The organism is Streptomyces sp. TRM64462, assembly GCF_013362995.1.
Classification (GTDB): Bacteria; Actinomycetota; Actinomycetes; order Streptomycetales; family Streptomycetaceae; genus Streptomyces.
In genome coordinates this window covers 36,236-58,885 of record NZ_JABWDV010000344.1, presented here as the reverse complement: position 1 = coordinate 58,885, position 22,650 = coordinate 36,236, and the positions used below count along the sequence as shown (strand labels likewise).

13 protein-coding genes, 1 tRNA gene and 1 pseudogene are annotated in these 22,650 nt (G+C 71.3%); 10 read left to right on the top strand and 5 right to left on the bottom strand.

Annotated features, from left to right (window positions below):
- Positions 1–156: 156 nt before the first annotated feature.
- Together HTZ82_RS17990 and HTZ82_RS17985 are read right to left on the bottom strand one after the other, a co-directional pair.
- Positions 157–360 carry a DUF397 domain-containing protein gene (locus HTZ82_RS17990; protein ID WP_175410414.1) on the bottom strand — a complete coding sequence of 68 codons (204 nt, stop codon included), beginning with the start codon at positions 358–360 and terminating at the stop codon, positions 157–159.
- A complete protein-coding gene (locus tag HTZ82_RS17985) occupies positions 357–1,229 on the bottom strand; it encodes a helix-turn-helix transcriptional regulator (RefSeq protein WP_175410413.1) in 873 nt (290 codons plus the stop codon). Before HTZ82_RS17985 ends, HTZ82_RS17990 begins: the two co-directional genes overlap by 4 nt.
- 272 nt (positions 1,230–1,501) lie before the next feature.
- Between HTZ82_RS17985 and HTZ82_RS32370 the strand changes: the two genes are divergently transcribed.
- The 3 genes from HTZ82_RS32370 to HTZ82_RS17975 are packed head-to-tail and all read left to right on the top strand — an operon-like array spanning position 1,502 to position 2,699.
- Positions 1,502–1,762 carry an ATP-binding protein gene (locus HTZ82_RS32370; protein ID WP_309235537.1) on the top strand — a complete coding sequence of 87 codons (261 nt, stop codon included), beginning with the start codon at positions 1,502–1,504 and terminating at the stop codon, positions 1,760–1,762.
- Positions 1,759–2,055 (top strand): hypothetical protein, encoded by a 297-nt coding sequence (locus tag HTZ82_RS32365; RefSeq protein WP_254711935.1) that lies wholly within the window; start codon positions 1,759–1,761, stop codon positions 2,053–2,055. The genes HTZ82_RS32370 and HTZ82_RS32365 overlap by 4 nt, the downstream gene beginning before the upstream one ends.
- 50 nt (positions 2,056–2,105) lie before the next feature.
- Positions 2,106–2,699 (top strand): Uma2 family endonuclease, encoded by a 594-nt coding sequence (locus HTZ82_RS17975; RefSeq protein WP_175410412.1) that lies wholly within the window; start codon positions 2,106–2,108, stop codon positions 2,697–2,699.
- 43 nt (positions 2,700–2,742) lie between these two features.
- On the opposite strand, the gene pglX is transcribed toward HTZ82_RS17975, so the two are convergent.
- Together pglX and pglW are read right to left on the bottom strand one after the other, a co-directional pair.
- Entirely contained in the window at positions 2,743–6,519 is a 3,777-nt protein-coding gene (gene pglX, locus HTZ82_RS17970; protein WP_175410411.1) for a BREX-2 system adenine-specific DNA-methyltransferase PglX, read from the bottom strand.
- A complete protein-coding gene (gene pglW, locus HTZ82_RS17965) occupies positions 6,516–11,258 on the bottom strand; it encodes a BREX system serine/threonine kinase PglW (RefSeq protein WP_175410410.1) in 4,743 nt (1,580 codons plus the stop codon). Before pglW ends, pglX begins: the two co-directional genes overlap by 4 nt.
- A gap of 274 nt (positions 11,259–11,532) precedes the next feature.
- Here pglW and HTZ82_RS17960 point away from each other — a divergent pair, with 274 nt between their 5' ends.
- From HTZ82_RS17960 to HTZ82_RS17940, 5 genes and pseudogenes are all read left to right on the top strand, one after another.
- Positions 11,533–13,086, top strand: coding sequence for a TIGR02677 family protein (locus HTZ82_RS17960; RefSeq protein ID WP_175410409.1), 1,554 nt, complete (start codon positions 11,533–11,535; stop codon positions 13,084–13,086).
- Entirely contained in the window at positions 13,083–14,342 is a 1,260-nt protein-coding gene (locus tag HTZ82_RS17955) for a TIGR02678 family protein (protein WP_175410408.1), read from the top strand. The genes HTZ82_RS17960 and HTZ82_RS17955 overlap by 4 nt, the downstream gene beginning before the upstream one ends.
- A 3-nt stretch (positions 14,343–14,345) precedes the next feature.
- Positions 14,346–18,452 carry a TIGR02680 family protein gene (locus HTZ82_RS17950; RefSeq protein WP_217624270.1) on the top strand — a complete coding sequence of 1,369 codons (4,107 nt, stop codon included), beginning with the start codon at positions 14,346–14,348 and terminating at the stop codon, positions 18,450–18,452.
- Complete coding sequence (locus HTZ82_RS17945; RefSeq protein WP_175410407.1) at positions 18,449–19,690, top strand: TIGR02679 family protein; 1,242 nt, start codon at positions 18,449–18,451, stop codon at positions 19,688–19,690. Before HTZ82_RS17950 ends, HTZ82_RS17945 begins: the two co-directional genes overlap by 4 nt.
- Before the next feature lie 455 nt (positions 19,691–20,145).
- Positions 20,146–20,670, top strand: a pseudogene (locus tag HTZ82_RS17940) (GNAT family N-acetyltransferase); the annotation flags it as partial.
- Between the two features lie 125 nt (positions 20,671–20,795).
- Here HTZ82_RS17940 and HTZ82_RS17935 read toward each other — a convergent pair.
- Positions 20,796–20,867: transfer RNA gene (locus HTZ82_RS17935), tRNA-Arg, on the bottom strand.
- Between the two features lie 113 nt (positions 20,868–20,980).
- Between HTZ82_RS17935 and HTZ82_RS17930 the strand changes: the two genes are divergently transcribed.
- Complete coding sequence (locus HTZ82_RS17930; protein WP_175410406.1) at positions 20,981–21,451, top strand: response regulator; 471 nt, start codon at positions 20,981–20,983, stop codon at positions 21,449–21,451.
- Between the two features lie 127 nt (positions 21,452–21,578).
- Positions 21,579–22,637 carry an ArgS-related anticodon-binding protein NrtL gene (gene nrtL / locus HTZ82_RS17925; RefSeq protein WP_175410405.1) on the top strand — a complete coding sequence of 353 codons (1,059 nt, stop codon included), beginning with the start codon at positions 21,579–21,581 and terminating at the stop codon, positions 22,635–22,637.
- Positions 22,638–22,650: the final 13 nt, after the last annotated feature.

The window sequence follows — 22,650 nt, the reverse complement described above, 5'->3', positions numbered from 1 at the left end:
TAGGCTGGGGCGCCGTCACGCGCGGTGCGCGGGCGATCCCGGTGAGTGCCTGCCGGTGGAGCGCCGCAGCCTGGGCAGGCCGCAGGGCATCCCCGATCCTAACTTGGTGTACGAAATCGACGGGCGCCCGACCTGGCCCGGACGACGGGCTCGCCGTCAGCCCAGCTGCGAGACGAACGCCTGCCAGGCGCGGCGCCCGAAGCTGATCACGGGGCCGGCGGGGCGCTTGCTGTCGCGGACGGGGATGATGTGGGGGATGTTGTCGGCGACCTCGACGCAATCACCCTGCCCGCCGCTGTAGCTGCTGACGCGCCAAGCTGCGCCGGTGAGGTCGGCTGGGAGGGTGTGGGCCTGCTTCATCGTCTGTGCTCCTTGGCAATGCGCTGGATCAGCGCAAGTGACTCCGCTGGAGGCAATGCTGCCATGCGCGCGTCATCGAACAACTCCCGATAACGGGCCACCTCCTGTTCGCGCTCCATCCAGATGCTGCCCGTGGGGGTCTCGGTGAGGACGAGGTCGAGCGAGGCGAGTTGGGGGAAGCTGAGCAGCAAGTACGGGCCGAACATGCCGGAGTAGGTGCCGCGTGAGAACGGCAGTATCTGGATGGTGACATTGGGACGTTCCGCCACCGCGAGCAGATGATCCAGTTGGGCAGACATGATGTCGGGACCGCCCACCTGTTGGCGCAGGGCGCCCTCTCCGAGTACCGCCCAGTAGTCGATCGGATCATCCCCGGTCAGTCGCTCTTGTCGGGCCAGCCGTACTTGAACGAACCGCTCGATCTCTTCAGCGGTCTTCCATGCTCGCGATGCCACGGTAACGGCCCGCCCGTACTCCGGAGTCTGGAGTAGGCCCGGAATCAGTTGCACCTGATAAGTGCGGATGCTCTGACAGATGGACTCCATCTCGATCTGATCGCGATAGGCATCGCTGAGGACCGCCGCATGCTCGTGCCACCATCCTTCACGTCGGCGCCGGTTCGCCCGGCGAGCGAGGGAGGCCAGTCGCTCCTGTGTGGCCGGGTCCGAGACGCCGTACGCCTGCATGAGGGCCACGAGGTCCGGAGTGCGAACCGGTACATGACCGTTCTCCATGCGGCTGATCTTCCCCTTCGTGCAGTCCAGGATCTCGGCGGCCGCCGCCGTGGTGAGGCCGGCTGCTTCGCGGGATCGCCGGAGCTCATCGCCGAGTTGTCGACCGAGGACCGTGGAGGGCTGAACGTTTGGCATAGGTAACTCCTTACCAGAGCCTGGCGTTTGTTGGGGCGGATCCACTCGATCTGGTGAATTGAGCGCCAGAATCTCATTCAACGTTGCATTAGTGGTCGTCGCGCGGGCACTCTCGTTGTGTCGGGACAACCACTCGGCACACACGGGGACTTGATCGAACAGCCATCAACCCTCAAGGGGCTGCTGTGACCACATGCATCAAAACCGCGTTCCGTCTGACCCGCCGACCCCGCAGCGTTCCCAGAGCACGGTCGGCACTGCATGCGGTGCTCGTGGGCTGGAGCGCAGGCGACGAGCTGTTGCACACCGCGGAGTTGGTGCTGTCGGAGCTGTTCACCAACGCCCTGGGCGTACCGGTGCCCAGCGACCGCCAGGTCGGCGTACGCATCGGGTACTCGGAGGCGGATGGGCTGCTGCGCGTGGAGGTGAGCAACGCGGGTACGGGGCAACCGAAGGTCAGGCACCCGGCCTGGGACGAAACGGAAGGCCGGGGACTGTGGTTGGTGGAGGCACTCAGCTACCGCTGGGCGTGAGCGAGCGCCTCGGCGGCATCGGCAAGACGGTGTGGTCCGAGCTCAAAGCCCCGGGGCTCGTCCCGGCGCCCACGACTCGGGAGATCGCGGCGATCGCGGTCCAGCCCGGACAGGCCGTACGGATGTGGGGCGCGTGGCACGCCGTCCGCAGCGTGCGATCGGAACGGCAGGCGACTGGCGGCCTTGCGGTCGTGCTCGGCCTGGACGAGGGGCCGTCGCTGCGCATGCCGGCGGGGGAGCCGCTGGCGGTGCGGGGACGGCTTCCGGAGCCGGAGTGCGCCCCCGGTAGCTGAATGAGACGCGTCGCTGCCTGTTCCTTCCCCACGAACAACGAGGAGCCCCGTTGCGCAACTCTGCCCGTCACCCCATCCCCATCCGCCGAGGACACCTGGGCAAAGCCGCCGAGCAGCTCAAGCAGGCCACCGGGACGGGTGTGGAGATCATCAGCGGAACACTCGTGATTTCCCCGACCCCGTGTGGCAAGCACGCGGGCGTCGTGATCGACCTACGCGATGCCATGCGCCCGGGCCTCGCTCCCGTGTACGAGGCGTACGAGAACGTCTCCGTCGCCATGGCTGACGACCCGGACGACTACACGACTCCGGATCTGACCGTCGGCCCTCTCACCTTCATGGAAGCGGAGGGGTGGCTGCTGGAACCGCGTGATGTGGTGCTGGCCGTCGAGGTCCTCTCGCCGAATGACCGACAGAGGGGGACGAGTGAGAAGCTCGCCTGGTACGCGGCCGCGGGCGTCGCCCGACTGCTCCAGATCGATCCGCGCACGGGCACGTGGTCGCTGTTCACAGGCCCTGGAGGGGTCGAATACAAGAACGTCGTCCACGGGAAGTACGGCGAGGACGTACCTCTTCCCGAGGATCTCGGAGGTGAACTGCCCACTTCGGACCTCACTCTGTACGCCGCGAACCCGGGCAAGTGACGGGGGTAGCTCCTCGCCGCAAGCAAGGAGCTACCCCCGATCGTCAGCTCGCGGCTGCTCGTCGGCCTCGGCGGGCGGTGGCCGGGGGACGCCAGTTGCGGAGGTCGTCGTCGGTCAGGCCGTGCTCACCCTGCTGGGTGGCGCGGTAGCCCTCGAAGAAGGCGGCGGGGGAGCCGCTGTAGTTGACGTCGAACTCGTTGTGCCACTGATTGAGCCAAGGCTGCAGCTCAAGGAGCCCCGCGAGGAGCGGGGTGATCTCCTCGGTGGACAGGTCGCCGTGGTTGGTGAAGTAGGCGGCGAGTGCCTGCGCCTGCTCCCGGTGATCCCAGCCGGCCCAGCCGAACAGGTCGGGCGTACCGGTGATCGCGCCGGTGGCGTACGAGATGAACCGCTCCTTGGGCACGTCGAGCTTGCCTCGGGCGCGCCAGTAGGAGGGCTTGAGGAAGTCGGCAGAGGTGTACTTCGGTGGGACGGGGATGCTGTCGCGGATCTTCCGCTTCTCGTCCTCGTCCGTGGCGGCGTCCTCCTTGCGCTGGAGGTCCCAGACGTGCTCCCAGTCGGCCCGCTTCTTCAGGGCGGTGGGCTTGTAGCGGAGCGCGGCGAGGAAGGGGACGTGCTCGTCCTTGAGGAGTTCGACGACGACGTCCGCGAGTTCCTCGCGGGGTCGGTAGATCTCGGCGACGGAGACGAAGTCCTCGTCGCGGGAGAGCACGTCGGTGAGCTGGGCGCGCGTGAGGATGGCCGGCTGGCCGTTCTCGTCGTACCAGTGCTCACGCTTCTCGATCCGGTCGAGCAGCCAGGAGCGCAGGGCCTTCTCCTGGAGCGCGTCCCAGCCTTCGGTCGCCCAGCGACGCTTGTACTCGGGCCGCTCGATCATGCCGATGGCGCGGCTGGTCTCGATCGCGTGGATGCGCTTCTGGACGACAGCCTTGTAGGCATCCGACCAGTGCTCGGGCAGTTCGGTGATGGGCTTCGACCCGTGCCGCTTGAACCACTCGCCGGATGCCTCACCAGCCGCGACGCGTCGCGCAAGCACGATCTCGAACGCCCGCTGGCCGAGTTCCAGCCCGGGCACTTCCTCCTCGGGGGCCCGGAGATCCTCGGAGTGCAGGTTGTACAGCGAGTACACCTGCCAATCCAGCTCCTCCTGCAGCGCGATCATCTGGGACCGAATGGAGTGCCACTCGCCGCAGGCTGCTTGCTGCGTGGTTACGGTGGGTACGGACTGCGTTTCGACGCTGAGTGGATTATTGGCGGCGAGGGTGAGCCGTTCTGCGAGGGTGTTCATGGACGCACTAAGGTCTGCGGGATAGTCGCTAGGAAGGGGAAACTTCTCTATGTTGGACCCGGTGAACTCAAATCGGTGTTCCCATAGCTCATCCGAGATCCCACCGCCAATTCCGCCATTTCCCTTTGATTGGCTTACTTGCTTCAGCCAGAAGCATGCGGTTGAACTATTCAAGAGCCCTATCAGTCTCAAATGCTCCGCTTCGTTTGCCTCGTCGCGCAATTTGATTACCGGGGCATGGCGGTTGAATACCTTGTTGCCTCGATCGAGGGCGAAGTGATTTTGAGTGGATACGAAGGGGAAGGTGATCGAAAGCGGTGAGCTGTAGGCTGAGGGCGTGTACTGCATGTAATCCCACCACTTGAGTCCCGCTGCCTCCATGTCTCCCTGGAAAGTGCCCCGCACTTCAAGGAGTCGTCGCATTGGCCATAGCTCTCTTATGAGCTCGGTAACGTCGAACGCGGCGGCGTATGGAAACCAGATGGCCTCATTGGGCTCAGCGCGCCAATCCCTTACCACCTCGCCGGTCATGAACGGTCGGAGGCCGCGGCGATCCGCTGCGGTCCGGTACGTTGCCCGCAAGGGGCGAAGGTACGCCTCGTCAGCTCCTACCCGGACAGCTCGGCCGATGGGCGGTTGAATTGCACCCTTCAACCGCCCAGAGCTTGCCCGCTCGAGGCTCTCTACCATCTCCAGGCCGCCATCACTTAGCATCCAGGGCTGGCGATGAAAATAGCGCTTTCGCTCGAGGTCGCCACATGAGACCCAGGGAGTTACTTTGCCAGGCTGATCGATGACGTCCCTGATGGAACTCCAGACGAGTCCTTCCTCTGCGCGGGAGGGAACCGTTGGCTCCCCCTGAATGCTTCGTACTGTGCGAATAGTCTCCGTACGTGAATTTCCGCTGCGGCGACGGCCAACTAGAATAATGGTGGGTGTGCCGTGGCCGGGGATGTAGGCACCCGAGGTGTCGATGACCTCAGTGAGTTCAACTTTGTGGGCGAAGTATTCCTCGATCAGCTTCGTGCCGAACTCGCGCTTCATGAAGGAGTTCGCCGTGATCTGGCCGACCATCCCATATCCGCGCCCATCAGGCTCCCCCGTCTTCGCGAGCTGGAAGAACCGCTCAGCAAAGGGCACCGACAGGGCATAAGTCCCCGAGCAGGACTTGTAAAGGTCCCGGTACAGCGCGTTCAGCTTCTTGTCCTTGACCGTGATGTACGGCGGGTTCCCCACCACCACGTCGTACCGGCCCTGGTCCAGGATGCCCTTGAACTGCTCCTCGTGGATGTCCTCCGTCGCGTACGAGAACTCCGCCAGCTCGTCCCGCTGTTCCGCCGTGAACTCCAGCTCGCCCTGGCCGCTCGTGCCGCGTACGCCGAACTCCAGCTGGCGGGCCTTGATCAGGGAGTCGCCCACCGCGAGCTGCACCGGCCAGTCGTACCGGGCTGCGTCCCGCAGCGTGCGGATGTTCGCCGCCGCCATCGCGGCCATCAGCAGCCGGAACCGAGCGATGGCCACCGCGAACGGGTTCAGGTCGACGCCGTGCACCGCCTTCAGCGCGAGCCGTACGCGCTCGTGCGGGTCGTGGCCCAGGCCGCGCGCCTCCAGGGCCTTCAGCATCCGGCGGAAGGCGCCCAGCACGAAGTGGCCCGAGCCGCACGTCGGGTCGATCATCTTCAGCCCGGCGACCCGGCCGCCCAGCTCCCGCACCACCGGGTCCATCGTCCGCTGGAGGATGAAGTCCTCCACGAACTCCGGGGTCTGCAGCAGCGCGTACGTCTTCCGCGCCGCCTCAGACAGGTCCTGGTACAGGTCGCCCAGGAAGCGGGTGTCCCAGCCCTCCGTGCCGTCCTCGTTCAGCGGGTCCGTGAAGTCGTGGACCAGGACGTCCGCCTCGTCCCGCTCGCGCCAGAACTCCACCAGAGCCCGCGCGCCGTCGTGCGAGAGCGGGATCTGGTACAGCGGGTTGTGGCGGCGGCTGAACAGCAGCTTGCCCGCGTCACCCGCGCCCAGTTCGTCGAAGGCGCGCTCCAGCCAGCCGCGGTACGTCGGGTCCGACTCCTGCTCGACGTACTGCGCGTACCGCGCCTCCGCCAGGTCCCGCCGCTCCGGCTCCGGGCTCGTCAGGTACGGCTCCGGGATCAGGCGGTTGTCCTCGCAGAAGCGCACGAACACGGTGCCCAGCACCCACGCCACCGCGACCTGCGTGACCCGCTCACCCAGCCACGCGCTCCATGTCGCCGCCGTACGCTCCAGCTCGAATGCCCGGTCGTACTCCCCGCGCAGCCGGCCCGCCACCCGGGCCCGCTCCGCCCGGTCGTCCGGCAGGCCGGCCAGGCGGGGTTCCACCCACTCGGCCCACTCCGGCGTCGTCCCCGGGTCCGTCTTCGCGGCCTTCTTGTACGCGTCGCGCAGCGGCTTCGCCACCTTGTCGCCGTCCGCGACCTGCGCCGCGAGGTCGGTCTCGACCGCCTTGACCTGCTTGATCAGGTCGGCTTTCAGCTTGTCGCGCTTCTCGCGGTCGATCACTTCGCCTCGTCTCCCGTATCCGTCGTTCCCACGTAGTCCGCGTCCGTGGCCGCGCCATCCGTTCCGCCCTGCCTCGCGCCCGGCAGGCGATCGCCCACCCACGCGTCCGGCAGCGGGATCCACTCGCCCAGCCCCGCCTGGTACGGCACGGACACCGTCCCCAGCCTCGGCGGACGCGTCGGGTCGCTCTGCGGGCACAGCAGCCACAGGCCACGACCCCCGCCCCGGGCTCGCTCCGCCAGCCGCTCCAGCACGCCCATCGCGTCATAGCGGGCCAGCACACCGGCGTCCGTCAGCAGCAGCGGTACGCGGGCGGTGGCACCGGCGCCCCCCTCGCCCTGCGCCAGCAACCGCGCCAGCCTCGGCTCCACCGCGCCCCACGCCGTCCGCGTGTACTCCGCGAACTTCAGCGCGCCCTTCGAACCGGGCTCCGCCACATCCGCCTTGAGGACCGTCTCCCATGTCGGCCTCGGCCGCTGGTCCACCAGCTCGTGCAGTGCCGCCAGGAACAGCCCCGTCACCGACACCGCCTCGGCGCGGAAGCGCTCACCCACGAGCGCCCGCGAGGCCTTCGGTGCCAGCGCGGTCCGTACGGTCAGCACGCGGAAACCGTCCCGGGGCGCGGACGACAGCAGCCGCTCCTCCGCCGCCGCCGCATAGGCCACCTGCTGATCGTCCGCGTACCGGTGCGCGGACAGCGACGCCTTCGTCTGCCGCCCGCTCGTCAGGGCCCGGAAGGTCGAGTCGTCCTTGCGCTTGGCGGGCAGATAGCGCAGCACCGACGTGCCCGCCCGGGTCGACAGCTCCAGGTCGAAGCCCGCGTCCCGCAGGGCCTTGGTCAGTGCGCCCCCGACCGGCAGGGAGTGGCCACCCTGCGCATCAAGCAGCTCGGGGAAGCGGGCCCGTACCCGCTCGTGGATGTCCGCTGGGGTCAGACCCGGCTGCAGGTCCCGGGCCAGGCCGGGCGTCTCACGGATGAGTCCCGCCTGGGTAAGGCGCAGCGCCCGTACGAGCGGCAGGTCGCGCGGGTAGATCTCCAGTCGCGGGGTCGCCGCCGCGTTGCGCGAGGCGGCCGCCGCCAGTTCGACCATGCGGCGCTCGTCCCAGTCGAGTGCCCCGCTCGGCTGTGGGACCGCGCTCAGCTTGCCGAGGACGGTCGCCGCGGTCGGCAGGGTGTCCAGCTTCGCCAGCTCGTCCGCGACGGCGCCCAGCTGGCGTGCGTACTCCAGAAGACCTGGCGCCGAGGGGGTCTCCGGCCCGTCGCCCTCACCGACCTCCAGAACCAGCAGGCCGGCGCCCATGGCCTCGTCGGAGGCGCCCCGGTTGGACAGATGCTGGAAAGCGGGGTTGGCGGGATCAGGTGACCCGACCTCGACCACCGCGCGCACCGCGGCCAGCGCCAGCGCCCGCCGGTGCTCCGGCTCGGTCAGTTCCGTGCCGTGGCGCACGGCGAGCGCGTCCGCGATCTCGGCGGCCGAGGCCACCCGGCCGAGCGAGCGCAGAAGCTCGATGATCTCCGTACGCAGGGACTGGACGACGGGATGCTTCCTCCAGCGCGCCCGCTGCTCCTTGAGCAGATTCGAGATCGTGCTGGGGTGGAGACCCACAGCCTCCGCGACGTCCTTCTGCCGCGGCCACACACCGATCTCGGGGAGCTCGCCGCGCTCGTTCGGCAGGCGCAGCAGCAGCCGTACCATCTCGCACTCGGCGCGGTTGGAGCCGTTCTTCTTCGGTTCCGGTACGAAGACGGTGGCCAGCGTCTCCAGGCTGACGGTCCGCAGCGCCCGTTCCCGCAGTTCCTGAGCCGCGCCGCCCGCCGCCAGTGACACCGCGACCGTGGCCTCGGCGGCCGTCAGTTCCTCCTTCGCGGCCTTGCGGCCCTCCGGGGTGAGCGGGGCCGGGGGCTGCTCCGCGAGCAGCCGGCGCCACTGCTTGATCCGGGCCAGGACTTCGTTACGGGTCTTCGGGCCCAGGCCCGGCGCGTTCACCAGGGTCTTCTGGCTGTAGTCGAGCAGCTGGCCGACCGTCTCGACCCCCAGCCCGAAGACGAAGGACTCGGCTGCCGGGCTCAGACCCGCGGCAGAGAGCGAGGTGTCCCGGTCCACCGTGGCGGCGACCTCGTCGCGTGCCTGCTCGGCGGTCTCCTCCTCGGCGTCGGCGATGGCGGCCGGGCCCTTCCGACCGCCGGCCGGGGCCTCGACAGCACGCTCCGCGCCCCGCGCCGACGACCGCCTCGACTTCGTCGACGGCCTGGCCTCGTCCAGCGCAAGGAAGATCCGCTTCCAGGCGTCGCGCATCGGCTTCAGCTCCGGGAAGCGCTGGGAGGCGTCCCGGTGCAGGGCCGTGCGGAAGAACTCGACCAGCCCGTCCCGCACCGCCGGGTCGAACGCGTCGGCGGCGATCGTCGGGTACGGCTCCTCCTTCGGGTCCGTCTGGCGGGCAGTCACCCGGCCGCCGCCCCACACCGGCAGCTCGCGCGAGGCCATTTCGTGCAGGGTGACCGCGACCGCGTACCGCTCCGCGTGCGCGTCGTACACCGACCGCTCCGTGAGGCTGCCGATGAACGGGTCGAGGTAGCCCTCCGTGCCCGCCTCGGTCTCCTGCACCGGGTAGCCGGCGAGGGAGAAGTCGATCAGCACCAGTTCGCGGGTGCGGTTGCGGCGGACGCGGATGGCGATGTTGTCCGGCTTGATGTCGCGGTGCCAGACGCCCTCGCCCTCCAGGAAGTCCACCGCGCCGAAGAGATAGTCGCCGTACGCCTCCAGCTGATCCACCGACAGGCGCCCGAACTCGCGCAGCAGCCGGGCGACCGTCTCCTCGCGGCGGCGGTTCCTGGTGGCTCCTGGGGCTGCGGCCCCGGGGTCGCGCTCGTCGCCGACGTACTCCGTGACCAGTACGGTGCGGCGGCCGATCTTCTGCGGCTCGGGTTCGACCAGCCGGATGATCCCGGAGTGCGGGCGCAACTGGCTCATCACCGCGGCCTCGCGGACCAGGACATCGTTGCTGCGCTCGGAGACGGCGACCTTGAGGACGGCCAGGGATTTGGCGAAGGGCGTGTCCGGACTGGTGGACACGTCGCGGACCAGGAAGGCGCGGCTGGTCGAGCCCGTGCCGAGGCGGCGCTGGACCTCCCAGCGCCCGGCCAGCACATCGCCCGCGACCGCCTCCAGGGGGTCCTTCTCCTCCAGCTGCTCAGCAACTGCCACGGCGGCAGGAGCCTGCTGCGGCGCCGCCTCGGCGGGCTGCGACGCAGGTTCCGTCAGGGTGTCCTCGACGATCTCCAGCATGTCCAGGAACTCGTCCACCGAGGTCAGGCGGTGGCGGACCCGGTAGGCGGTGGCGGCCTGGACCAGCTCGTCGATGTACTCCGACAGGCCGTCCACGACCGCGCTGGGGCGCAGTCCCTCCCCCGCCTCGTAGCGGGCCATCAGCTCCGCCTGGCTGGCGGCCGGGGCCTTGCCGGTGGTCAGCAGGTACGTCAGGACACCCAGGCCGTACACGTCGAGCGCCACCGGGTCCGCCTTCGGGGCGGTCAGCTCCGGCGCGAGATAAGGGTCGGCCCCCTCCGAGATGTGCGCGCCTGCCTGGGAGAAGGTGGTGGGAGCGAGGCGCTCTGCATCCGTGCCCGGCCCGCCTGCCCGGACGGCGCCGCGCTGTACGGCGATCTGCCAGTCCGAGATCTGCAGGTGTGGGGTCAGCCAGCCGGCCTCGCTCCGGTCCCGGCCGCCCGGCGTGACATGAATCGCGCGGGCCGACAGCGTGCGGTGGAAGAGCCGGTGGCCGTGCGCGGAGCGCATCGTCTCCGCCAGCTGGCGCACCAGCGCCATCCGGGAGAGGACGTCGAGCTGGTCGCCGTACTGGATCAGATACTCGTCCAGCCGCAGGGTCCGCGGGTCGTAGTCGAAGATCAGAGCCGGGCCGGCGGAGTGGCCGGTCGGGTCGTACTGCTTCAGCTGCACCGCGCCCGGGTGCCGGAACGCGCGCAGGACCGCCGCCTCGCGCCGGGCGGCGCGCTCGACCGAGGCGCGCTGCGCGGCATGGGAGCCGCGCTCGCGCAGATAGACGCGGATGCGGGCGGTTTCGGGCAGCTCGGGGTGGTGGCCCAGATAATCGGCCCAGGTGGGGCCGGAGTCGAAGGACTTCCGCTCCAGCAGATAGGGGCCGACCTTGTGTTCCGCGTCACTGGGAGCGATCCCGATGCTCTTCAGGGCCGCGGCGATACGGCGGGAGCGCGGGCCGTCGATGCGGTGCCGCTCCTCGCGCGGGGGCTCCTCCAGCATCTGGATGAGCTCGTCCAGGGTGTGGATACCGTGCTGGTCGTGGGCGGGCAGCCGGTTCCGCAGGGAGCGGTCGGTGAAACAGACCGCCTCGGACACCCAGACCTGCTCCCCCTGGTCCTTCAGGAGCGAGGCCAGCTCCTTGGCCTTGCGGCTGGCCAGGTGGAGCGCGTTGCTGTGGAGGCGCTGCCGGCCGCCGGGGCCGGGCAGTGTCTGCAGCCACGTGCCGTTACGCGACTCGACGGTGCCGTGCCAGTCCTTCAGCTCGATCAGATGGACCCCGCCGGGGGCGATCACCAGAAGGTCGACCTCGCGGACGTGGCCGGTGCCGGCGGTGAAGGTGAAGTTCGACCACGCCCGCCACGGATCGTTGTCCCGGAGTCGGGCGCGGATGGCGTCGAGGCCGCTCTGCTCATGCGGAAACTCGGATTCGGTGACCGTGACCCACCGGCCGTCCCGCATGTGTGACTTCCCTCTTTGTGGTGATTTTCGGTGTTCTGTGGTTGCTCGCGGGTGCTCTTCCGCACCTCGCATCGTATCGGGTGACGCGTGGACGGACGGTGGCTTGCGAAGCGGGAGCGGGCCGCGTGAGCAACGGCACGCGCCCCCTTACCGGGCCCCCGGCCGCGTCCGTGTCCCGGCAGGCTCGGCGCCGGGACGGCCCTGTCAAGCGTGGCCCGTGAATCGCGGCATAGGCCGTCCGGCCCGGGGTTTCATCAGACAGAATGGGCGGGTCATGACTCCGACGCCCCACCCCACACAGGAACCGGGCGCATACGCGCCCTTCGCGCACCTCACCGCACCCAACGCGGCCCTCTACCGGAACGTGATGCGGGTGTTCGTCGTGGCGAAGGAGCGCTTCGCGGTCCACCTGCGCCCCGAAGAGGTGCACACCGCACTCCCCGCCGGCGAACGTCCCCCCGGACTCGAAGCGGTCGCCAAAGCACTCGACAGTCTCGTCGAGTGGGGCAATCTGCGCGCCGACCCGGACACCGCGCGCGTGACGGCTGTCGAGGACTTCTACCGCAGGCGCTTCGTCTACCAGCTCACCCGCGCCGGAGAGGCGGCCGAGGAAGGGCTGGCCGCCTTCGACGAGGCGCTCGGACGACGTGGAGCGCTCCAGGCCGTGGCGCTGCACGACATCGTCACCCAGCTGCGGGCCCTGCTCGTCCTCAGCGCGGAGGAGACCCCCGACCCGGCCAAGACCTACCTCGCGCTCGACGCGCTCACCAGCCGGTTCACGGCCCTCGCCGACAACGCCCGAGCCTTCATGGGCTCCCTGCAGCGCACCATCGACCTGCACGGCGTCGAGGAGGAGGCGTTCCTCGCGTACAAGGACCGGCTCATCCAGTACCTGGAGCGGTTCATCCAGGACCTGATCACCCTTGGCGGCCGCATCGCCCAGCTGATCCTGGAGCTGGAGCCCCGCATCGAGTGGCTGCTGCGCACCGCGGCCCTACGGGAGGCTGCCGACGCCGCGCCAGAGGAAGCGCTCCACGCCGAGCAGGAGGCGTGCGAACGGTGGACCGCGCGCTGGGCGGGGCTCTCCGCCTGGTTCCTCAGCCGTGACGGCCGCGAGTCGCAGGCCCGGCTCCTGCGCGGCCGCGCCCTGGGCGCCATCCCGCAGCTCCTGGCGGTCGTACGGGCCCTGAACGAGCGGCGTGCAGGCCGCTCCGACCGCTCCGCCGACTTCCGCACCCTCGCCCTCTGGTTCGCCGAGGCCACCGACGACGACGCCCGGCACCGGCTGTGGCGCGCCGCCTTCGGCCTGCACTCCACCCGCCATCTCACCGTGGACGCCGACACGCTCGCGGCACGCGCGGCTCACCCCGTACCGGCGGCCACCCCGTGGGCCGGGGCCGAGCCGCTGCGCATCAGCCCCCAGCTGCGGCGCACCGGCAGTTACGAGCGGCGTGGCAAGCCCCGCAAGGTCGAAGACCGCACCGCGGCGCGCCGCCACCTCGCGGAGATCGCCGCCAGGCAGGCCGCCGAGACCGCTGCCGCCCGCGCCCGGCTCGCCACCGGCGGCAGCACCCGGCTGTCGGAGCTGGGCGCACTGGACCCCGTGGCCTTCCGGCTCTTCCTCCAGCTCCTCGGCGACGCGCTCGCCACCTGGCGGCCAGGGACCACCCACACCACCACGACCAGCAACGACGGCTCCATGGAAATCCGTCTCACGGCCCTCGACGACGGCACCACCGCTGAGATCGCCACCCCCGGCGGCACCTTCCGCGGCCCCGACCACACCGTCGAGATCATCGACCTGACCGAGGGGGACACCGCACGATGAGCACGCCTCTGGCCGAGGTCCTGGACGGACAGCGCGCCGCCGACCTGCGCAAGGCCGCCCGCGCCCTGCTCAAGGAGCCCCTGCTGCTCGCCCGCGGCCCGCACGCCGACGCGTTCCGCCTCGTCCGCCGCCACGCCTCCGAGCTGCGCGAATGGTTCGAGCGCAACACCGGCTGGGCCCTGCGCGTCGACGCCGAGGCGGCTCGGCTGCGTAAGATCCCCGGCACCCTCACCGACTCCACCCACCCCGCCCGCGAGGCGAGCCGCGCCGCCGCCCCCTTCACGCGCCGCCGCTACGTCCTGCTCTGCCTCGCCCTCGCCGTCCTCGAACGAGGCGAGGCACAAGTCGCGCTCGGCCGCCTCGCCGACCAGGTGGTCCTCGAAGCAGCCGATCCCCAGCTCGCCGCCACCGGCATCGCCTTCACCCTGGACCGGCGCGACGAACGGCTCGACCTCGCCGCCGTCGTCCGGCTCCTGCTCCGGCTCGGCGTGCTGCGCCGGGTCGCGGGGGACGAGGAGGCGTACGTCAACGGGGCGGGCGACGTCCTGTACGACGTCGAGCGGCGCGTGCTGGCCGGACTGCTCGCACCCCGCCGCGGCCCGTCCACCGTACGGGCCGGCACCTTCGAGGAACGCGTCGCGGAACTCGTATCCGACACCGCGCTCGACAGCGACGACCTGCGCTTCCGCGCCATGCGCCGATCCCTCACGAGCCGCCTGCTCGACGACCCGGTGCTCTACTACGACGAACTGACCGACGCCGAACTCGCCTACCTCACCCGGCAGCGCGGCTTCATCACCGCGCGCATCACCGAACTGACCGGCCTCGTCCCCGAGGTTCGGGCCGAGGGCATCGCGATGGTCGACCCCGACGACGACCTCACCGACGTCCGCATGCCCGAACAGGGCACGCATGGCCACGTCACCCTGCTCCTCGCCGAGCACCTCGCGGCGGCGACCGGGCCCGTCACCACCGAGGACCTCAGGCGGAAGGTCCGCGACCTCGCCGCCGAGCACGGCTCCTACTGGGCCAAGTCCGCCAAGGAGCCCGGCGCGGAAGGCGAACTCGTGGAGCAGGCACTCCACAAGCTCACCGCCCTCTCCCTCATCACCCGGACCGGGGACAAGGCGGAGGCACGCCCCGCCCTGGCCCGCTACGCCGTCGGGGCGACGGTCGTCCTCGAAGCGGGCACACCCAGGTCCGCACATGCTCGGCGCGTACCCCGTCAGCCGACCCGGCAGCGAAAGGCGAAGTAAGCGTTGACCGCCCACCCCGTGCCCCACGCGTCCCTCGCCGTCCCCGCACGCTCCCGTTGGCAGCCGCTGCGCATCGGGCTCGTCGACCTCTTCCACTACGACGTGGAGGAGTTCCACTTCCGCGACGGCCGGCTGCTGCTGCGCGGCAACAACGGCACCGGCAAGTCCAAGGTCCTCGCCCTGACGCTGCCCTTCCTCCTCGACGGCGACCTCACCCCGCGCCGCGTCGAACCCGACGGCGACCCGGGCAAGCGCATGGAGTGGAACCTGCTCCTCGGCGGCGAGCACCCGCACCCCGAACGGCTCGGCTACACCTGGATCGAGTTCGGCCGGCGGGACGAGACGACCGGCGAGGAACACTTCCGTACGCTCGCCTGCGGACTGAAGGCGGTCTCCGGACGCGGCATCGCACGCCACTGGTACGCGGTCACCGACCAGCGCGTCGGCCGCGACCTCAGCCTCCTCGACGCCACCGGCACCGCCCTGTCCCGCGACCGGCTCGCCGAGGCCGTCGCAGGACACGGCATGGTGTACGACCAGGCCAAGGCGTACCGGCGAGCCGTCGACGAGGCACTCTTCGGCCTTGGCGAGCAGCGGTACGCGGCCCTCGTCGACCTGCTCATCCAGCTCCGCCAGCCCCAGCTCTCCAAGCGCCCCAACGAGGCCGCCCTCTCCCGTGCCCTCACCGAGGCCCTGTCGCCCATGGACCAGGCGGTGATCGCCGACGCCGCCGAGGCGTTTCGCTCCCTGGACGAGGAGAAGGAGGAACTGCGTGCCGCCGCCGAGGCCGAGCGCGCCTCGGTGGCGTTCCTGGACCACTACCGCCGCTACGCCCGCATCGCCGCCCGCCGCCGCGCCCGCCTCCCGCGCACCGAACACTCCCGCTACGAGCACCTTCAGCGGGAGCTCTCCGAGGCGCAGTCGCTCAAGGAGCGGGCCGAGGCCGAGCGGGCGGCCGCAGAGACGCAGATCGCCGATCTCGCGGAGGCCGAGACCCGGCTGCGGGCCCAGGACGCCGCTCTGCGCGAAGGGCCCGAGATGCGCAGCGCCCACGAACTGGAGCGGGCTGCCGCGACCGCCGACCACCTGGCCCACGCACAGCGGCGCGCGGAAGCGGACCGGGACCAGGCCGAGCGGCTCCACGACCGGGCTCTGAAACGGCTGAGCACCGCCGAGAACCGGCTCGCGGCCTGCGCACGCCGGGCCGACGCCACCCTCGTCCGCGTACGTGAGGCCGCCGGGAACGCGCGCGTCGCGCTGCCCGAGGACTTGACCGAGGACGCGGTTGGGACGGCGGTGGAACGGGCACGGCGTGCCCTCGCGTACACGGAACAGCTCGCGGACGCGGCCGACGAGGCGGCCGGAGCCCGCCACGAGGCGTCCCGGCGCCTCGACGAGGCGGAGTCGGACCTGGCGGACGCGGCCGACGCGCAGACGCGCGCGGAGCAGTCGGCGGCCGAGGCCGGACGGGCGCTCCTGGATGCCGTACGCGAACACGCCGAGACGTGCCGAGAGCTCACCCACCCGGATCCTGTCGGCCTCCTCGACGAACTCCAGGAGTGGACGCGGCACCTCGACGGCCCGTACCCCGCCCGCGAGCACGCCACCCAGGCCCACAGCACCGCCTCCGCACACCTGGCGGGCCTCGCGGCGGAACTCGCCCACCGCACGGCGGACCGTGAAGCGCGCGCACGGCTCGCCGAGCAGGAGTTGACCGAACTCCAAGCGGGCGGCCGGCGCGGTCCCCGGCCCCCGCACACCCGGACACCAGGGGTACGCGAACACGGACCGGGCGCCCCACTGTGGCGGCTGACCGACTTCCGGACCGGACTCGCCGACGACGAACGCGCCGGTCTCGAGGCGGCGCTGGAGGCGTCCGGCCTCCTGGACGCCTGGGTCCGCCCGGACGGCACCGCGCTCACGGCCGCCGGGCACGACGTGCTTCTCGCCCCGCGGAGTGCGCTGCCCCCGGGCACGCCGTCGCTGTACGACGTCCTGCGCCCCGCGGTGGACCACGGCGACGCGGGGGCGGCGGCGGTCGGAGAGGAGACCGTGGCACGGCTGCTCGCGGCGATCGGACTCGGCGAACACGAACACGAGCGCGGCGAGGTGGGTACCTGGGTGGCACCCGACGGGCGGTTCCGCGTCGGCGCGCTCACCGGCCGGTGGGGCAAGGCGTCCGCCGAGTACGTCGGAGAAGGTGCCCGGAAGGAGGCCCGAAGGGCCCGTATCGCCACACTCGGCACGGAACTCGCGGCGCTGCGCGAGGAGTTGTCCGACCTCTCGGGCAAGGCACGGTCTGTCGCCGAGCGCCGCCGCGTACTGGACGCCGAACTCGCCGACGTACCCGACGACACACCGCTCAGGCAGGCGTACGCCCACGCCGCCGCGGCCGCCGACACCGCCCGCCGGGCCGGCACCCGGCGTGACCAACGGGCCGCCGGAATGGCCGAGGCAGCCGGGCGGGCCGAGCTCGCCACGACCGAACTCGCCACCGCAGCAGCTGTCTTGGGGCTGCCCGCCGACCGCGCGGACCTCGCCGCCGTACGATCCGCACTCGCCGACCTCGCCCTCGTCCTGGCCACCCTCTGGCCGGTCCTGCGCGAACACGACGAGGTGGCCCGCCAGGTCACCGAGGAAAGCGACGAGGCGGAGCAGGCAGCACACAGGGCGGCGGAGCACGTGGCGCGCGCGGAGGAGGCGGCCCGGGAGGCGACCGCGGCCGAGGAACGCCACGCCACCCTGCGCTCCACGGTCGGCGCGGCCGTCGCCGAACTGGAGCGGCGCCTCGCCGACACCGCTGAAGCGCTGCGCGCCTGCCTCACCGACCAGCGCCGCGCCCGTGAGGTACGGAAGGACGCGGACGGGCGGGCCAACCGCGCCGAAGGGAAGATCGAGCAGCTCGAGAAGGACCTCCACGACGCCGCGTCGGCCCGCGCCGAGGCGATCGCGGCCCTCCAGCGATTCTCGGCCACCGGCCTCATCGAGGTCGCCCTGCCCGGCCTCGCCGTACCACCGGCCCGGGGCGAACCCTGGGCGGCCACACCCGCCATCGCGCTCGCCCGCTCCATCGAGGCCGAACTGTCGGGCACGGACGACTCGGAGGGTGCCTGGGAACGGGTCCAGCGACGTCTCAGCGAAGAGCTGAAGACCCTGCAGGACGCCCTGTCCCGGCACGGCCACAGCGCGTCCGCCCGCATGGTCGAGGACGGCGTGATCGTCGACATCCTCTACCAGGGCAAGGAACGAGCCGTACCGGAACTCGCCGAAGCCCTCTCCGTGGAGGTCGGCGAACTCACGCGCATCCTGTCCGCCCGCGAACGGGAGATCCTCGAAACCCACCTCATCACCGAGGTCGCGGGCACCCTCCAGGAGCTGATCGGCGCCGCGGAGCGGCGGGTGCGAGCCATGAACGACGAGCTGGAGGAGCGGCCCACCTCCACCGGCATGAAGCTGCGCCTGGTGTGGCGGCCGTCCCGCAAGGCCCCCGCGGGACTGGCCCAGGCCCGGGAGCGCCTGCGCCAGTCCGCGGACGCCTGGACTTCCGAAGACCGGGCGGCTGTCGGGGAGTTCCTCCAGGCACAGATCGCCGAGCAGCACAGCGGCGACGCGGTCGGCAGCTGGCTCGAACACCTCACCGCCGCCCTCGACTACCGCTCGTGGCACGAGTTCGGCATCGAACGCCACCAGCAGGGCCGCTGGGTTCCCGCCACCGGACCGGCGTCGGGCGGTGAGCGTGTCCTCGCGGTGTCCGTACCCCTGTTCGCCGCCGCCTCGTCGCACTACGCGAGCGCGGGGAACCCCCACGCACCGCGCCTGGTCACCATCGACGAGGCGTTCGCCGGCGTCGACGACGACTCCCGCGCCAAATGCCTCGGTCTGCTGCACGCCTTCGACCTGGACGTGGTGATGACGAGTGAGCGCGAGTGGGCCTGCTACCCCCAGGTGCCGGGTGTCGCCATCGCCCAGCTCTCGCGGGTCGACGGAGTCGCGGCCGTCCTGGTCACCCGCTGGGAGTGGGACGGCACCGTGCGCCTGCGCGCCGACGACCCCGCCCGCCTCCCGCACCAGCGGGCGCACGAGGCGGCGGGGGAGCCACAGCGGACATGAACGAGACGCCCACCGGCCCCATCGACGCCGTACGCCTGCGCCGCCTCCTCGGCACCCCCGACCTGGCCTGGCTGGTCGAACGCGCCCGCCGGCGCGTGGAGCGTGAGCAGACCCTCACCGGACCGGTCTCGCTGACGGCCCCCACAGAGTCCCAGCGCGCGGCGGCCGAACGCCTGCTGGGCCGCGCCCCGGGCGGCGGGCGTTCGCTCACCGTGCGGCTCGACGCGGTGGACGCAGTGCTGCGCCGCTCCGGCATCAGCCCCGACGGCCTCGCCCCGGCGGTCACAGCCCTCACCGGACCGGTCACCCCGCTCAGCGAGACCCGCGCCGCCGAGTCCCACGCCTGGCGGTCCGCGTACGCCCCGCTCGAAGCCCTGGTCCGCGACCACCCCCGCCTCACCGACTGGGCCACCCGCCTGCGTACCGACGGACTGGTACGCCGCCTCGCCCGCACCCCCGAAGCCGCCCGAACACTCCTGGCCGACACGGCCACGGCGCTGCGTCAGCTCCCCGCCGACCCCGCCGTGTCCCTTCCCGCCTTCGCGGCCCGCGTCCTCGGCGGCGCACATGCCCTGGACGACGGAACACCCCTGGCCACCCTCACCCTGTCCGGAGTCCGCGCCCTCACAGGCTTCCCTGATGGCAGCGGTACCGGATGGCGGCGGGATGCGTGGGCGTCCGCTGGACTCCTGCGCGACGACGTGTCCTCGACGGTGCTCACCCTGAACGTCCGCGGCACGCCTGCCCTGGACTGGATGGCCGACAGTGGCGAGCCCGCCGTCCTGACCCTGCGCCAACTGGTGCACCGACCTCCGCGTACGACGCCGTCAACGGTCCGGATCTGTGAGAACCCCGCCGTACTGTCGGCCGCCGCCGACGCCCACGGCCTCGACTGCCCACCCCTCGTCTGCCTCCAGGGCCAGCCGTCCGCAGCCGCCCTCACCCTCCTGCGCCACCTCCACGGCAACGGTGCGACCCTCCTGTACCACGGCGACTTCGACTGGGGCGGCCTCCGCATCGCGAGCGCCCTGCTGCGCCGCGTTCCCTGGCGGCCCTGGCGCTACACGGCCGCCGACTACCGCGCCGCTGTCGCGGCCACGAGGACCGCGCTGCCCCCCTTGGCCGGCGTCCCCGGAAGCAGCCCCTGGGACCCGGTTCTGGCGTCGGCTCTCACCGAACTCGGCGCACGCGTGGAGGAGGAGACGGTCCTGGAAGCACTTCTGGCGGACCTCGCCTGACGCCGCGCCCTGGTCGCCGTGCGGCGGACGCGGCCTTGGCGACGGACCGTGTCGGACTCCCCGGCTGCGTGGCCTGGCTGGACGAGATCGTGGTCCGCGAGTGTACGACGCGTCGCTTCCGACTTCCGCGGTCCGGACGAAGACCCTGACGATCACAGAGCGTTCGATGACGTTGCCAGTGGGTGACCTTACGGTGATGTGCATGAAGGATGAGGAAGCGCTGCGCCCTCATGAACTGCTGGCCCCGTCGGGGCGAAAGCGGCCTGTGATGCCGGCGGAGGGTCACCGGTTCGGGCGGTGGGAGCTGGTGTTGCTGGCCGAACTCGCTCTGGATGAGGCCGTCGAGGCGGATGGGCTGACCGCGGCGGACGAGCGTCGGCTGCGCGAAAGACTGAGGTTCCCAGTACGAGACGGCCGACACGACGACTGGTCACGCGGGTACTGGCTGCTGGACGCGGAGGGAACCCCCTGTCGGCACGATCGCGGTCGACACATGGCCGCGCGGCTGGCACTGCCTCGGCGTTTTGTCGCTGTACGTCCATCCGGCGGCGCGCGGCGCGGGCGTGGCGCGGCGGGCGCTGGACGCGGTGTACGAGGCGGCGGTGACCGCCGGACTGAACGGCGTTCAGCTGCACACCCACTGGGCAGGGCAGTCCACCGTCCGCTGGTATCTGGCATGCTCGATGTGGGTGATGAGCTGGAAGCACGACCTTGGCCTGTCACGCGTGAAGTACCTGTCGCGGTACGAAGTCACCCACTCGGGACCCGGCTTCGCCCTCGCGGTCGAGGACGGGGCCCTTGTGCGTGGCTCCGACGAGTGGGAGTCGGCACCCGCCTGTTGCGACACCGGCCAGCCGGAAGGGCTGGCCCGCAAGATCGGCGTCTTCGAGGGGACGGCCCGCGCCGACGGCTGGCTGGTGCGTACACCGCCGCTCGCGCTCCCCGCCGACCTGCCGACGCCTTCCTGGGCACGTACCTGAGAGTGACCGCGTGCGGTGCAGATGCACCAAAAGTGATCGGGTCCCGCGCCGAAGCGCTGAACCCGATCACGACACTCGGAGTGGACAACCCGAACAGTCTGCCCTGCCCGTTCCCACCCTCAGAGTGCCCCCGGCAGGATTCGAACCTGCGCACACGGCTCCGGAGGCCGTTGCTCTATCCCCTGAGCTACGGGGGCGCTGTCGCTGCTCGCTCGCGGCGACGGGTAGAACACTACCAGCTCCCAGCGGGTGCCTGTGAACAGGTATTTCCCGCGGTGCCATGGCCTGACGTCGCCCGGTGGGGGCGGAAGTGGGGAAAACCCGGACGCGGGGGTGGGGAGGGACCTACTCTCGAGTTGTGTCAGGCGTCTCCGGTCGGGTGCTGGTTGTGGACGACAACCGGGTCATCCGGCAGCTGATCAGGGTCAACCTCGAGCTGGAGGGCTTCGAGGTGGTGACCGCGGCCGACGGTGCCGAGTGTCTGGAAGTGGTCCATCGGGTGCGGCCCGATGTGGTGACGCTCGATGTCGTCATGCCCCGCCTGGACGGGCTGCGGACCGCCGCGCGGCTGCGCGGGGACGCGCGGACGCGGCATCTGCCGGTCGCGATCATCAGTGCCTGCAGTCAGGCCGAGGTGGAGAGCGGGCTCGACGCCGGGGTCGACGCGTTCCTCGCCAAGCCCTTCGAGCCCGCCGAGCTCGTGAGGGTCGTACGGGGATTGATGCCGCCGCCCGTGGACGGGTGCCACGGGGCCGGGCGGGCCGGTACGACGCGGGGCTGAACGGCAGGCACCGCGGGGGCTGTCGGCGCGCTCCGTTCCCGGGCCGTGAGCGGCCGGGGCCGCGCCCCGTGCCCGCATGGCGAAACCGGTTCGCGTAGTGACCCCCCTCCTCGCCTACGCTTGTCCCGTGACCCCCGCAGATCTCTCCCACACCGTGCTGCACGCCGTGCGCCGTGCCGTCGGTGAGGGTGCGCTGCAGGTCGAGCGGATTCCGGCGCGGGTGCTCGTGGAGCGGCCCCGGGCCGGCGGCTGCGGGGACTGGGCCACGAACGCCGCCCTCCAGCTCGCCAAGCCCGCCGCGCTCCCGCCCCGCGAGGTCGCCGAGGTGCTGCGCGAGCGGCTCCTCGACGCGCCCGGTATCGAGCGCGTCGACATCACCGGGCCCGGGTTCCTGAACCTCACCCTCCGCGCCGGCGCCCGCGCCCAGGGGCATCACCTTCTCGTACGGAGCGTTCTTGAGCTCGGGGCGGGGCGGTACGGGTACGGGGATGCCCTTCGGGGGGTCGACGTCGCGCTTGGCGCGCCCGGTGACGATCTGCGCGCCCGCGTCGTCACCGAGGCCGTCGCCGCCCTCCTCCGCTCCCAGGGCGCCCAGGTCCGGATGGCCGCACACGACGACGCCGACCTCGGCGACGGCGGCCCACACGGCGACGGCGCCCACCACGACCACGGTGCCCCCCAGCCGCTCCGCCCCCGTCCCGCCCACTACGACGTCGCCGCCGCCCTCGGGCCCGACGCCGCCCGGTGGGCCCTGCTTCGGCCCGCCGCTCACGACCGGGTCCTCGACCCGGAACCGCTGCTGCGGCAGACCGAGGCCGACAGCCCCTTCTTCACCGTCCGGTACGCGCACGCCCGCGCCCGCGCCCTCCTCCGTAACGCCGCCGACCTCGGGTTCGGCCCCGCGTACGACGAGCATGTCGGAGACGCCCCGGACCTGATCGCCGCCCTCGCCGATCACCCCGCCGTCCTCCTCGCCGCCGCCCGGCACCGCGCCCCCGACCGGCTCGCCCGGCACCTGGAGGCGGTCGCCGACGCGTTCCTCCGGTTCCAGCACACCGTGCTGCCGCGAGGTGACGAGAAACCCTCGGCCGCCCACCGCTCCCGGCTCGCACTCGCCGAAGCCGCCGGGACGGTGCTCGCCGGCGGCCTGTCCCTGCTCGGCATCAGTGCCCCCGACCATCTCTGAGAGAGCCACAGAC

Coding starts and splice junctions, on each gene's coding strand:
- pglW (WP_175410410.1), bottom strand. CDS start 11,258: ATGCGGGACGGCCGGTGGGTCACGGTCACCGAATCCGAGTTTCCGCAT.
- HTZ82_RS17960 (WP_175410409.1), top strand. CDS start 11,533: ATGACTCCGACGCCCCACCCCACACAGGAACCGGGCGCATACGCGCCC.
- HTZ82_RS17990 (WP_175410414.1), bottom strand. CDS start 360: ATGAAGCAGGCCCACACCCTCCCAGCCGACCTCACCGGCGCAGCTTGG.
- HTZ82_RS17985 (WP_175410413.1), bottom strand. CDS start 1,229: ATGCCAAACGTTCAGCCCTCCACGGTCCTCGGTCGACAACTCGGCGAT.
- HTZ82_RS17955 (WP_175410408.1), top strand. CDS start 13,083: ATGAGCACGCCTCTGGCCGAGGTCCTGGACGGACAGCGCGCCGCCGAC.
- HTZ82_RS17945 (WP_175410407.1), top strand. CDS start 18,449: ATGAACGAGACGCCCACCGGCCCCATCGACGCCGTACGCCTGCGCCGC.